We start from the raw sequence: 12,695 nt of genomic DNA on the forward strand, positions 1-12,695 counted from the left end.
AATGGGGTGCACGGCTGCGCTGAGGGTGGTGTGCCTGGTCTGCGGGGTGCGCGTGACCCGGTTACTTTGACGGCATGGCCGAAAACAGGGCATCCGGGAATGAAGCGGCGGAAGAGGCGGGAGTGGTGTACGGGGAGGGCGTGCCCTGCTGGGTGGACGCCCAGCTCGCGGACGTCGAGGCCGGCAAGCGGTTCTACGGTGAGCTCTTCGGGTGGTCCTTCGGGGACGCCTACGGCACCTCGGTGTGGGCCCGGCTGGAGGGGGAGCCCGTCGCCTCGCTGGCCCCCAAGATCGACGGCCGTATGCCCACCGTCTGGACGGTCTCCTTCGCCACCCCCGACGCCGCGGCCCTCGGCCGGCGGATCACCGAGGCCGGCGGGCAGGTGGTCATGGCCCCGTTCCCGGTGGGCGACCTCGGGGTCGCCGCCCTCGCCGCCGACCCCGAGGGCGCGGTGTTCGGGCTGTGGCAGCCGGGCCGCCACCGCGGCTTCGGGCGGCGGCACGAGCCCGGCACCTTCGTCTGGGCCGAGCTGTACACCCGGGACACCGCCGCCGCCAACGTCTTCTACGGCGGCCTGTTCCGCGAGGCCCTCTTCGGCGCCGGGGCCGAGCCCGACTTCGGCCGCGCCGACGTCACCGAGGTCTTCCCGGCCGAGATGCCCCCGCACTTCCTGACCCACTTCCGGGTCGCGGACCTCGGCGACGCGCTCGGGGCCGTACAGCGGCTGGGCGGCCGGGTGCAGGCGCCACCCTTCGAGACGTCGTACGGACGTGTGGCCGTCGTCACCGACAATCAGGGGGCGTCCTTCGCACTGCTGCAGCGCTGATCCGTCCGCTTTGGTCGGATTGGTGGGGAGACACCCCTATTCTCACCGGGTTCGCAACCAGCGGCCCGGCCAGGAAGAATCGGGGTGCGTGCCGCCACGGCGGTGCGGTGGTGAGACGCTGCACTTCGGTCGCGTACATATGTGGGTGGCGCGGCTCGTACGGGGAGGTGGCAGGCAAGTGGTGGATCAGCTGACGCAGCACGATCCGCGGCGGATCGGGCCGTTCGAGGTGCTGGGGCGGCTGGGCGCCGGCGGCATGGGGCTGGTCTATCTCGCGCGCTCGGCGTCCGGTCGGCGCGTGGCGATCAAGACGGTGCGCACCGAGCTGGCCGAGGACCAGCTGTTCCGGGTCCGCTTCACCCGTGAGGTGGAGGCGGCCCGCGCGGTCTCCGGCTTCTACACGGCGGCCGTGGTCGACGCCGACCCGCGCGCCGCCGTGCCCTGGCTCGCGACCGCGTACGTCCCCGCGCCCTCCCTCGAGGAGATAGTGAACGACTGCGGGCCGCTCCCGGCCCAGGCGGTGCGCTGGCTGGCGGCGGGCGTGGCGGAGGCCCTGCAGTCCATCCACGGCGCCGGGCTCGTCCACCGCGACCTGAAGCCGTCCAACGTGCTCGTGGTCGAGGACGGCCCCCGGGTGATCGACTTCGGTATCGCCTCCGGCGTCTCGAACACCCGTCTGACCATGACCAACGTCGCCGTCGGCACCCCCGCCTACATGTCCCCGGAGCAGGCCAAGGACTCCCGCAGCGTCACCGGCGCCAGCGATGTCTTCTCACTCGGCTCCATGCTGGTCTTCGCGGCCACCGGCCACCCGCCCTTCCACGGCGCCAACCCGGTCGAGACGGTCTTCATGCTGCTGCGCGAGGGCCCCGACCTGACCGGCCTGCCCGACGAGCTGCGCCCGCTCATCGAGGTCTGCATGCAGATGGAGGCCCCCGCCCGGCCCAGCCCGGCCGACCTCCAGGCCCAGCTGGCCCCCCATCTCTTCGGCTCCGGCTCCGACGACAGCGGCACCGCCTCCGCCTGGCTCCCCGAGAAGGCCGTCGCCCTCATCGAGGCCCGCCGCGGCGGGCGCCCCGCGGCCAAGCCGTCCCCGGCGCCCGCCGGCGGCCCCAGGAGCGGTGGCCGTTCGGCCGTACCCCCGCCGCCGCCGTACGACCCGCCCGTGCCCGCCGGCGCCTCCTCCGTCGCGCCCGACGCCGGCCCGGTCCGGCTGGCCGGCGCCCAGGTACCCATCGGTCCCGGCCCGCGCGTCGCCGACGCCCGCGCCGCCGCCGTCAAGGCGCCCCCGCCGGAGGCCGGCCTGGTCGCCAGCTGGTCCCGCCCGCGCACCGGCGTCGCCGGCACGGACCCTGCCGTAGGCCCTGCCGTACCGCCCGCCCCGCCCCAGCCCCCGGAGACCGCGAGCGGCTGGCGGCCCTGGCGGTTCCGCATGTCCAACGAGGTCTGGGGCACCCCCGCCGTCGACGGCGACCTGGTCTACGTCACCTCCTTCGAGGTGCACGCCCTGGACGTGGGCACCGGCCGCCGCCGCTTCAAGACGAGGGACGTCGCCTGGTCGATGGCGGTGGCGGACGGCCGTATCCACGCCTCCGACGGCCCGACCCTGTTCGCCCTGGACGCCCGCGAGGGCACCGACCTGTGGCGCCTGTCGACGGACGCCTGGGTGTACTCGCTCAAGGCCGACCACGGCACGGTCGTCACCGGCACCCGGGGTGGCGGTGTCCAGGCCTGGGAGGCCGCGAACGGGCAGAAGCTGTGGGAGATCACCGGCTGCCAGACCGACTTCGAGTCCCCCGAGTCCGGCCCGCTCGTCCACGACGGCACGGTCTACGTCTGGCAGGACGCCCGGCTGCGCGCCCTGGAGGCCCGCACCGGCGAGGAGCGCTGGTCGTACCCGGTCGGCGACGCCGCGTCCTGCGGCGGCGTGCCCGTCCGCCTCACCCCGGCGCCCGACGGCTACGTCTACGTCTCGGCCGGCACCCGCGTCCTCGCCGTCGAGGCGGCGAGCGGCATGGTCCGCTGGCACTTCGAGGCGCCCGCGGTCTTCCTGTCCCCGCCCGCGTTCACCCCGGGCCCGGCGGTGACGGGCGGCGGCGTGTACCTCGCGGACTACCTCGGCACGGTCTACGCCCTCGACGCCACCGACGGCCGCGACCGCTGGCGCATCGCCACCGAGGCCCGCTCCTCCGTCGAACCGGTGCTCGTGGCGGCCGGCCACGTCCACGTCGGCAGCGGCAAGGGCCTGTACACCCTGGACGCGGTCACCGGCACGCCCAAGTGGCGCTTCCAGGCGGGCGGCGACGTGGTGGGCGCCCCCGCGGTGGCCGAGGGCCGTATCCACTTCGGCTCCACGGACCACCTTCTGTACACGCTGAAGGCCGACGACGGCCGGCTCAGGTGGAAGCTCGCCACCGGTGGCGAGATCACCGGCTCCCCGGTCGTCAAGGACGGGGTGGTGTACGCGTGCAGCAAGGACCGGTGTGTGTACGCGCTGGACGCGGAGAAGGGGACGGGGACGGCACGCACCGCGTGAGGGCGGGACGGGGTGCGTGACGGCCGTCGTACCGGTGTGTCACGGAAGGGCTCCGGACGGCGGCCGTCCCAGGGCTGACGCTACCCCCGGCGTACGGCCGCCACCAGTGGCGGACGCCGTCCGGTGGCGGCACGTCGTCGGCGGACGGGACGGCGAGGCTGGTCAGCTGCGCGACCGCCGCGAAGCCCTGTGCGACGGTGCGGGTGACGAACCCCAAGCGTCGACGCGGAGCGTCGGCGAGTGACGACAACGCGGCAGATGTGCGTGCCAGCCCCTGCGACGCCGGGATGGTCCAAACGAGAGGGCCTAGCGCAGCCGGAACTCCCGCCGTCTCCCGGCGAACAGCTCCGCCTGCCGCCCGGCCGGCAGGTTCCCGAGCGCGATGAGGTGCGGTGCCTGCGCGAACGCCTGCACGAGCGCCGCCTCCTTCGCCGCCCACAACGCCCGCACGGTCCCCTGCACCCCCTCCGCCGGGTACCCGGCGATGACGGCGGCGCAGCGCACGGCGGCCGCCAACGCCCCACCCGGCTCGGTGACCTCGGAGACGAGCCCGATCTCGTGGGCCCGCCGGGCGGAGATCCGCTCGGCGGTGCCCATCAGCATCATCCGGGCCACCTCCCCGTACGGCATCCGCGCGGCCATCAGCAGGGACTCGTAGGCGCTGACCATGCCGTACGTGGTGTGCGGATCGAAGAACCCGGCCGCCGGATCGGCGACGACGAACTCGCTCTCGCCCAGCAGATAGAAGGCACCTCCGCAGGCGATCCCGCGCACGGCGGCCACGACGGGCTTCCACAGGTCGTTCGCCTTCGGCCCGATCCGCAGCAGCGGATCGTCCTGCGAGTACGGCGACGAGGGCTGCGGCACGACGACGTCCCGGTCGATCCCGGTGCAGAACGCCCGCTCCCCACTCCCGGTGAGCACGACGGCCCGCACCGAGTCGTCGAACCGCAACGCCCGCCAGGCCCCGGCGAGTTCGCGCGCCATGTCCAGGTCGATGGCGTTGAGCCGGTGCGGCCGGTCGAGGGTGACGACGGCGACCCCGCTGTCCTTGTCGGCGTCCACCCGCACCGTGCTCACGCGAGCACCCACTGCGGCAGCCCGTCGTCGCCGAAGACCACCTGCACCCGGGCACCGATCCTCAGGCGCCCCGGATCGACGGAGTCGAGCCGGGCCCCGGCACGGCTGACCAGGTTCCCCACCAGCCGGATCCGCGGGTGGTGCTCCAGTTCCACCACGACGACGTTGTACGGCGCCTGTTCGGCGTAGCCGGGCAGCAGCGGCGGGTGCGGCACGACATACGACCAGATCCGTCCGCGCCCGTCGGTGGGCCGCCACTCGTTAGAGAAGGACTGGCAGTGCGGGCAGCAGGGGCGGGGCGGGAAGCGGGGTTCGTGGCAGTCGCCGCAGGCCTGGACGCGCAGTTCACCGCGGGCCGCGTACTCCCAGAAGGGGGCGCCGTCGGTGTCGGTGACGGGGGTCAGCACACTGGATCAACTCCTCAGCAGCAGAGCGGAGGTCGGGACGCCTTCCCCCGCTGTGACCAGACAGGTGGCGGCTCCGGGAACCTGCGCGGTACTGGCTCCGCGCAGCTGCTTCACCCCTTCGTTGATGAGGTTGAAGCCGTGGACGTAGGCCTCGGACAGCCCGCCCCCGCTGGTGTTGAGGGGCAGCCGCCCCCCGATCTCCAGGGCGCCCTGTTCGGTGAACGCGCCCCCTTCCCCCCGCCCGCAGAAGCCGTATCCCTCCAGGGAGAGCGGCACGAGGGCGGTGAACGCGTCGTAGATCTGCGCCACGTCCACGTCGTCCGGGGTGAAGTCGGCGTGCTTCCACAGGTGCCGGGACGCGGTCCAGGCGGGGCCGGTGAGGGGGTCGTCGTTCCAGTAGTTGACCATGCCGTGGTGCTGGGCGGGCAGGCCCTGGGCGGCGGAGTGGACGTACACGGGCTTCCTGGCGCAGTCCCGGGCGCGTTCGCTGGACACGAGGACGCAGGCGAGGGCCCCGTCCGTCTCCAGGCAGTTGTCGAAGAGGCACAGCGGCTCACTGATCCACCGGGAGGTCATGTACATCTCGCGGGTCAGGGGCCGTTCGTACATCACGGCGGCCGGATTCTGGTTGGCCCGGTTCCGGCAGGCGAGGGCGATGTTGAAGAGGTGATCGCGGGTGGCACCGTACTCGTGCATGTAGCGGCGGGTCAGCATGGCTATCTCGTCCGCCGGGCGGAGCAGGCCGAACGGCCGCGTCCACTGGGCCGGAGTGGGCAGCTGCACGGTGGTGCTGGTCCAGGGCCGGGGCCCGCTGCCCCGTTTCCGCGAGCGCCAGGCGACACCGACGGTGGCCTGCCCGGAGGCGATGGCGGCGGCGAGGTGCGCGACGGTGGCGCAGGAGCCGCCCCCTCCGTACCCCACCTTGCTGAAGAAGGTGAGGTCGCCGAACCCCACGGCCTTCGCCAGCTCCACCTCGTCGGTCTCCTCCATGGTGTAGGAGGCGAGCCCGTCGACCTCGCCGGGCCGGATCCCCGCGTCGTCGAGGGCGGCGAGCACGGCCCGGCAGGCGAGCGTCCTCTCGTCCTCCGCGAGGTGCCTGGCGAACGCGGTCTGCCCGATCCCGACGATGGCGGTGGCGTCCTTGAGCCCGTTCCCAGCTGTGGCTGCCACGGCGTCCCCCTCCCGACTGTCCTGACAGTCCGTCAGATTACAGCTAATCTGACGGACAGTCAGCTCTTTGTGTTCCTGGCTGGGGAGGCTGTCGTGACCGAGTGGGACACCATCCCGGAACTGGTGCGGTGGTCGGCCGCGCGGTACGCGGACACCGAGGCCGTGGTCGAGGGCCGTACGAGGATCACGTACGCCGAGCTGGGCGCCCGGGTCGAGCGCGCGGCGGCGGCCTGCCTGGCGAGCGGTGTGGAGACGGGAGACCGGGTGGCGGTCTGGGCCCCCAACTCCCTGGACTGGATCGTGTCGGCCCTCGGCGCGGTGACGGCGGGTGCGGTCCTGGTCCCGCTGAACACCCGCTTCAAGGGCACGGAGGCGGCGGACGTACTGCGCCGCAGCGGCGCCCGGCTGCTCTTCGTGACGGGCACGTTCCTGGGCACGTCGTACGTGGCGAGCCTGCGCAGGGCGGCGGGGGAGGGGGCGCCGGGGGTGCCGGCCGGAGGGGGTGGCCGGGGCGGCCCGCTGCCCGGCCTGCCGGAACTGGAGGAGGTGGTGGTCCTGTCGGAGGACGCGCCCCCGGACTTCCGCACCTGGAAGGACTTCCTGGCGGGAGGGGAAGGGGTGCCGTCCGCCGACGTGCGCGCCCGGTCCGGGGAGTTGGACGGCGGTGACGTCTCGGACATCATCTACACGTCGGGTACGACGGGCCGCCCGAAGGGCGCGGTGATCACGCACAGCCAGACCCTCCGGGCGTACGAGACCTGGGCGGACCTGGCGGGCCTGCGTGCGTCGGACCGCTACCTGATCGTCAACCCCTTCTTCCACACCTTCGGCTACAAGGCCGGGGTCATCGCCTGCCTGATGCGCGGGGCGACGATGATCCCGCAACCGGTGTTCAACGTGGAGACGGCACTGGCGAACATCGCGGCGGAGCGGGTCTCCGTGCTCCCGGGCCCACCGACCCTCCACCAGTCCTTGCTGGACCACCCGTCCCGCGGCACCCACGACCTGTCGGCACTGCGGCTCGTGGTGACGGGGGCGGCGGTGGTGCCCCTGCGGCTGGTGGAACGCCTGCGGGGCGAACTGGGCGTCGGCACGGTCCTCACGGCGTACGGCCTCTCGGAGGCGAGCGGCATCGTCACGATGTGCCGGCGCGGCGACGACCCGTCGGTGATCGCGTCCACCTCCGGCCGCGCGATCCCTGGTACGCGGGTGCGGGTGGTGGACGGGGCGGGTGCCCCGGTACCCGCCGGCACCTCGGGCGAGGTGCTGGTGCGCGGCTTCAACGTCATGCGGGGCTACTACGAGGACGCGGCGGCGACGGCCGAGGCGATCTCCCCGGACGGCTGGCTGAGGACGGGCGACGTGGGTGTCCTGGACGAGCTGGGCAACCTGCGCATCACGGACCGGATCAAGGACATGTTCATCGTCGGAGGCTTCAACGCCTACCCGGCGGAGATAGAGCAACTCCTCGCCCTGCACCCGGATGTCCGGGAGGCGGCCGTGATCGGCGTCCCCGACCCCCGCCTCGGCGAGGTGGCCAAGGCCTATGTCGTCCGCCGCCCCGGCTCACCCCTCACCTGCGACGACCTGATCGCCTGGTCCCGCCGGGAGATGGCGAACTACAAGGTGCCGCGGCTGGTCGAGTTCGTCCCGGAACTGCCGAGGAACGCGAGCGGGAAGGTGGTGAAGGGGGTTTTGCGGGGGAGGGGGTGAGGTAGCCCCATCGGCCTCTCGGCGAGTGACAGGACAGAGGGGCCGGGCGTCCGCCCGTCTTTTCCGGACACACGTCGGCCGCGACGGCTCCCCCTCGGTGCCGTCGCGGCCGTTCCCCCTGTGGGTGATGGATCAGCTGGGGTCGGACGTGATGTGGGTGTTGTCCGGCGTGACCGTGCCGTCGGCGGCAGCCGCCTCGGCGTCCGTGATGTGGGTGTTGAGCGGCTTCACGTCGGCGCCGGCCTTGGCGTCGGTGATGTGGGTGTTGAGCGGCTTGATCTCGGCGCCGGCCTTGGCGTCGGTGATGTGCGTGTTGTCCGGCTTGACGACCGGCTCGTCCTTGATGATGTCGCTCATCAGGTGCTCCCCTTGGAGATTGCGTTGCAGCTGTGGCGGGCCCATCCGGACACTCCCCCGAGTGCGGCCGGATGGGCCGCTGGAGCCGCCCACTCTAGATCGCGAGTGCGGCGGTCTCACCGGCTGGTCCGTCTGCCCCCCGACACGACGGCCCGGTATCCATGAGACTGCCGTGGGGCGATAAACGATCGATGAACGCCGCGACAGCGTCCAGGTCAGGCCGCGGCGGCCGGTGCCAGGAGCGCCTGGACCTCCGCCGCCTCCGGTGAGTTCAGCTGCTCGTAGATCACGAGTGCCTCGCGCCAGCAGACCTGTGCCCTGCCGGTCTGGCCGATCCCGTTCAGCGCCTTGCCGAGTACGGTCAGCACGTTGCCGCGGCGCCACTCGCCGCCGATCTCCTTGAGGGGCGTCAGCGCCATCTCGGCGTTGGCCGCGGCTTGGGCGGGGCGCTGGGCGAGCAGGTCCACCTCGGCGAGACGGAACAGGGTCATCCCTTCCCACAGACGCTGCCGGCTGGCCCGGAAGACGTGCAGGGCCTGACCGAGATGAGCCCCGGCATCGGCCAGTTGCCCGCTCTTGCCGAGGGCCAGGCCGAGGGCGTAGTGGCCGTTGGCCGCCTTCAGCGAGTGACCGAGGTCCTCGTACATCTCGGTGCCCTGCCGCGCGAGATGCACCGCGCTGTCGGCCCGGTCCGTCTGCAGGTGCAGGCGTGAGAGGTTGCACAGCGCCGCTGCCGCGCCGGAGAGGTCGCCGCAGGCGCGGAAGTCCGCGATGGCGCGCTCCAGGTAGGCCTCCCCCTCGGCGTAGCGGCTCTGGTAGTAGGCGAAGATGCCGAGGATGTTCGCGGCCCAGCAGCAGGGCAGGGGATCCTGGGCGGCCTCCGACAGGGCGAGTGCCTGCCGTGCCTCCTCATATGCCTGGGTGAACTGACCGGACCAGTGGCGTGCGTTGGCCAGAACCAGCATGGCCCGGCCTTCGGCCCGTATGTCGGACGCGGCGTGCGAGGCCTTGCGCAGGACGATGCCGGCCGCCTCGTACTCCTTGAAGTTCGCCCCCGACTCGGCGAGGTCGACCGCCGCCCACAGCAGGTCGACGGCTCTGCGCAACGTGGCGCCGCTCGACGACTGCCGTACGCAGGCCAGGAGCGGTACGGCCTCGCAGTAGAGCCAGTCCCGGGCGGTGCGGCGGTCGGTGAAGACCAGGCCGGGGACACCGGTCTTCTCCAGGTGATCCACCAGCCGGTCCCCCGGCCGTTCCATCGCGTACACCTGGGCCGCCGTGGCCAGGTAGAAGTCCAGCAGCCGGGACATCGCGGCCTCCCGCTCGCTCGGCGGCTGCTCGTCCCTCTCCGCGCAGGCACGCGCGTAGAGCCGGACCAGGTCGTGGAAGCGGTAGCGGCCAGGGGCGGCCGACTCCAGCAGGGACGTGTCCACCAGGGACTCCAGGAGGTCCTCCGTCTCCTCCACGGGGAGGGCGAGGACCGCCGCGGCGGCGGCCAGGGAGATGTCGGGGCCGTCGGCCAGGCCCAGCAAGCGGAAGGCCCGGGCCTGGGGCGGTTCCAGCTGGCCGTAGCCCAGTTCGAAGGTGGCCTTCACCGCCAGGTCGCCGGCCTGCAGTTCGTCCAGGCGCCGGCGTTCGTCCGCGAGCTTGGCCGCGAGGACCGAGACGGTCCAGGTGCGGCGGGCGGCCAGGCGGGAGGCCGCGATACGGATGGCCAGCGGGAGGAAGCCGCAGGCCGCCACCACGTCCAGGGCGGATTCGCGTTCGGCCGCCACCCGCTCCTCGCCCACGATCCGCGTGAACAGGCAGAGCGCCTCGTCCGGGGACATCACGTCGAGGTCGACCAGGTGTGCTCCGGCCAGGTCGACCATGCGGACGCGGGACGTCACCAGCGCCGCACAGCCCTCCGTGCCCGGCAGCAGCGGGCGGACCTGTGCCGCGTCCTTCGCGTTGTCCAGCAGGACCAGGACCCGGCGGCCGTCCAGGACGGAGCGGTACAGGGCCGCGCGTTCCTCCAGGCCGTCCGGGATCGCCGAGTCCGACGTGCCCAACGCGCGCAGGAAGGAGCCCAGTACCGTTTCCGGTTCCGCGGGACGCGCCCCCGCGCCCTGCAGGTTCACGTACAGCTGGCCGTCCGGGAAGGTCCCCCGTGCCCGGTGGGCCACGTGCACCGCCAGGGTCGTCTTGCCGACGCCGCCGATGCCGGCCAGTGCCGAGACCGCCATCACCCGGCCCGTCGCCCCGGATGCCTCCGACGCCGACGACAGCACCTCGCTCAGTTCGTCGACGAAGGCCGCACGGCCGGTGAAGTCGGGGACGGAGGCGGGGAGCTGGGCCGGGCGGACGGGGACCACCGCGGGTTCCGCCGCGGGGGACGAGGGCTCCGCCAGGGCCGGGTCCGCCTGGAGGATGCGCTGCTGCAGTTCCCGCAGGCCGGGGCGGGGGTCCACACCCAGTTCCTCGGCCAGGAGGCGGCGGGTGTCGGCGTAGACCGCCAGCGCCTCCGCCTGCCGGCCGCTGCGGTACAGGGCCAGCATCAGGAGCTCGCGCAGGCGTTCACGGAGCGGGTGCGCCGCCGTCAGCGCCGTCAGTTCGGAGACCGCCTCCGCGTGGCAGCCCTGCTCCAGGTCCATGTCCAGGCGGGACTCCAGCAGGCCGAGGCGCCATTCCTCCAGGCGGACCCGCTGGGCCTCGGCGTACGGGCCGGGGACGCCCGCCAGGACCTCGCCGTCCCACATGCCGAGGGCCTGGTTCAGCAGTTCGCGGGCCCGGCACAGGTTGCCCGCGCCCCGTGCCTTCTCCGCCTCCGCCGCCAGGTCCTGCGCGACCGCCAGGTCCAGCGCACCCGCGCCCGGCACACGCACCGCGTAACCGCCGGACTCGCTGACCAGGACGCCGGCGTCCAGGATCTTGCGCAGGCGGGAGGCGTAGGTGCGCAGTGCCGCCAGCGCCTGCGACGGGGGCTCGGTGCCCCACACCGCGTCGATCAGCTCCGGTGCCGTCGCCGTACGGCCCTCGCGCAGCAGTAGGGCGGCCAGCAGGGCGCGCTGCTGGGGGGACCCCGTGCTGAGCTGCTGCTCGCCGCGCCAGGCCCGCACCGGACCGAGCACGCCGAACCGCAGCACCTCTGGCTCCGTGACGGTCACGGAGCCGGGACGCCGCTGTTCAGGCACTCGCGGCCCACCATCCATGCGCTCGTCCCCCTCGACATCTCGAACAACCCCGTCAGTTTGCCTTGTTAGGGGCGGTTCCGTCAGCCGGGGGAGACGCCGATCGCGCGGTGGTGCGGCTCAGTCCACAAAGCCCTCACACCCTCTTCGCAGTCCCGGGGACCGACACAGTAGCTGACGGACCGTCAGATCAGCGCTACGGTGAGGCCCATGGAGACCACACAGTTCCCGCTGATCATCTCCGTCGACGACCACACCGTGGAGCCCGCCACCGTCTGGCAGGACCGGCTGCCGAAGAAGTACCTGGACGTCGGGCCCCGGATCGTGCGTGCGCCCCTGAAGGAGATGACCTTCCTGGGCGGGCGCTTCAAGCCCGTCATGGGCGAACCCGGCAGCACCGAGGGGCCCCTCGGCGACTGGTGGGTCTACGAGGACCTGCGGCGGCCCCTCACCCGCCTCGACACCGCCGTCGGGTGCGACCGGGACCAGGTCAGGCTGGAGGTCATCACGTACGAGCAGATGCGGGCCGGGTCGTACGACGTGCCCGCCCGGCTCGCCGACATGGACGTCAACCACGTCCAGTCCGCCCTCTGCTTCCCCACCTTCCCCCGCTTCTGCGGGCAGACCTTCGCGGAAGCGGAGGACAAGGAACTCGCCCTGCTCTGCGTCCGCGCCTACAACGACTGGATGGTGGACGAGTGGTGCGGGCCCGACGCCCACGGCCGGCTCATACCGCTCACCCTCATCCCCCTGTGGGACGCCGGGCTGGCCGCCCAGGAGGTCCGGCGGAACGCGGCGCGCGGGGTGCGGGCCGTCGCCTTCTCCGAGATACCCCCGCACCTGGGCCTGCCGTCCGTCCACACCGACGACTGGGACCCGTTCCTCGCGGCCTGTGACGAGACCGGCACGGTCGTCGCCATGCACATCGGCTCCAGCAGTCGTATGCCCTCCACCTCGGCCGACGCCCCGCCCGCCGTCGGCTCCACCATCACCTTCGCCAACTGCTGCTTCTCGATGGTCGACTGGCTGATGAGCGGCAAGTTCGAGCGGTTCCCGAACCTCAGGGTCATGTATGCCGAGGGACAGATCGGGTGGATCCCGTACATCCTTGAGCGCGCGGACGTGGTGTGGGAGGAGAACCGGGGGTGGGGCGGGGTCGCCGACAAGGTCACCCGGCCGCCGTCCGAGCTGTTCGCCGGGCACGTCTACGGCTGCTTCTTCGACGACGCCTTCGGCCTGCGGAACCTGGACGCCATCGGCACGGGCAACGTGCTGTACGAGACCGACTATCCCCACTCCGACTCGACCTGGCCGAAGTCCCGTGAGGTCGGCGAGGCGCAGATGGGGCATCTGCCGGCGGACGTGGTCGAGCGGATCGTACGGGGGAACGCCATCGAGCTGCTGGGGCTCACCCCCGAAGGCCTGTGGCGGTGAG

At 72.7% G+C, this 12,695-nt stretch carries 9 protein-coding genes; 4 read left to right on the plus strand and 5 right to left on the minus strand.

Annotated features, from left to right (window positions below; genetic code table 11):
* Nucleotides 1-74 precede the first annotated feature (74 nt).
* Both ACWC94_RS01415 and ACWC94_RS01420 read left to right on the plus strand, forming a co-directional pair.
* On the plus strand, nt 75-827 hold the full coding sequence (locus ACWC94_RS01415; protein ID WP_450794289.1) for a VOC family protein: 753 nt from the start codon (nt 75-77) through the stop codon (nt 825-827).
* A 178-nt stretch (nt 828-1,005) separates the two neighbouring features.
* A complete protein-coding gene (locus ACWC94_RS01420; RefSeq protein WP_450794290.1) occupies nt 1,006-3,363 on the plus strand; it encodes an outer membrane protein assembly factor BamB family protein in 2,358 nt (785 codons plus the stop codon).
* 306 nt (nt 3,364-3,669) lie between these two features.
* Here ACWC94_RS01420 and ACWC94_RS01425 read toward each other — a convergent pair whose 3' ends face one another.
* From ACWC94_RS01425 to ACWC94_RS01435, 3 genes are read right to left on the minus strand one after another with little or no spacing between them, the layout of a single operon-like run.
* Entirely contained in the window at nt 3,670-4,443 is a 774-nt protein-coding gene (locus ACWC94_RS01425) for an enoyl-CoA hydratase/isomerase family protein (protein WP_450794291.1), read from the minus strand.
* The gene (locus tag ACWC94_RS01430) at nt 4,440-4,850 is read right to left on the minus strand and encodes a Zn-ribbon domain-containing OB-fold protein (protein ID WP_450794292.1); all 411 of its coding nucleotides are present in this window, start codon (nt 4,848-4,850) and stop codon (nt 4,440-4,442) included. Before ACWC94_RS01430 ends, ACWC94_RS01425 begins: the two co-directional genes overlap by 4 nt.
* 6 nt (nt 4,851-4,856) lie before the next feature.
* A complete protein-coding gene (locus ACWC94_RS01435; RefSeq protein WP_450794293.1) occupies nt 4,857-6,020 on the minus strand; it encodes a lipid-transfer protein in 1,164 nt (387 codons plus the stop codon).
* A gap of 93 nt (nt 6,021-6,113) precedes the next feature.
* On the opposite strand from ACWC94_RS01435, the gene ACWC94_RS01440 reads away from it, so the two are divergent.
* Nucleotides 6,114-7,733 (plus strand): FadD3 family acyl-CoA ligase, encoded by a 1,620-nt coding sequence (locus ACWC94_RS01440; protein WP_450794295.1) that lies wholly within the window; start codon nt 6,114-6,116, stop codon nt 7,731-7,733.
* Nucleotides 7,734-7,865: 132 nt separating this feature from the next.
* Here ACWC94_RS01440 and ACWC94_RS01445 read toward each other — a convergent pair whose 3' ends face one another.
* A complete protein-coding gene (locus ACWC94_RS01445; RefSeq protein ID WP_450794296.1) occupies nt 7,866-8,090 on the minus strand; it encodes a hypothetical protein in 225 nt (74 codons plus the stop codon).
* 215 nt (nt 8,091-8,305) lie between these two features.
* Nucleotides 8,306-11,281 (minus strand): BTAD domain-containing putative transcriptional regulator, encoded by a 2,976-nt coding sequence (locus tag ACWC94_RS01450; protein WP_450794297.1) that lies wholly within the window; start codon nt 11,279-11,281, stop codon nt 8,306-8,308.
* 189 nt (nt 11,282-11,470) lie between these two features.
* Here ACWC94_RS01450 and ACWC94_RS01455 point away from each other — a divergent pair, with 189 nt between their 5' ends.
* Nucleotides 11,471-12,694 carry an amidohydrolase family protein gene (locus ACWC94_RS01455; protein WP_450794298.1) on the plus strand — a complete coding sequence of 408 codons (1,224 nt, stop codon included), beginning with the start codon at nt 11,471-11,473 and terminating at the stop codon, nt 12,692-12,694.
* Nucleotide 12,695: the final 1 nt, after the last annotated feature.

Source organism: Streptomyces sp. NPDC001135, assembly GCF_053598395.1.

Excerpts from the sequence above, each read along its gene's own strand:
- ACWC94_RS01415 (WP_450794289.1), top strand. The coding sequence starts at position 75 with ATGGCCGAAAACAGGGCATCCGGGAATGAAGCGGCGGAAGAGGCGGGA.
- ACWC94_RS01445 (WP_450794296.1), bottom strand. The coding sequence starts at position 8,090 with ATGAGCGACATCATCAAGGACGAGCCGGTCGTCAAGCCGGACAACACG.
- ACWC94_RS01450 (WP_450794297.1), bottom strand. The coding sequence starts at position 11,281 with ATGGATGGTGGGCCGCGAGTGCCTGAACAGCGGCGTCCCGGCTCCGTG.
- ACWC94_RS01455 (WP_450794298.1), top strand. The coding sequence starts at position 11,471 with ATGGAGACCACACAGTTCCCGCTGATCATCTCCGTCGACGACCACACC.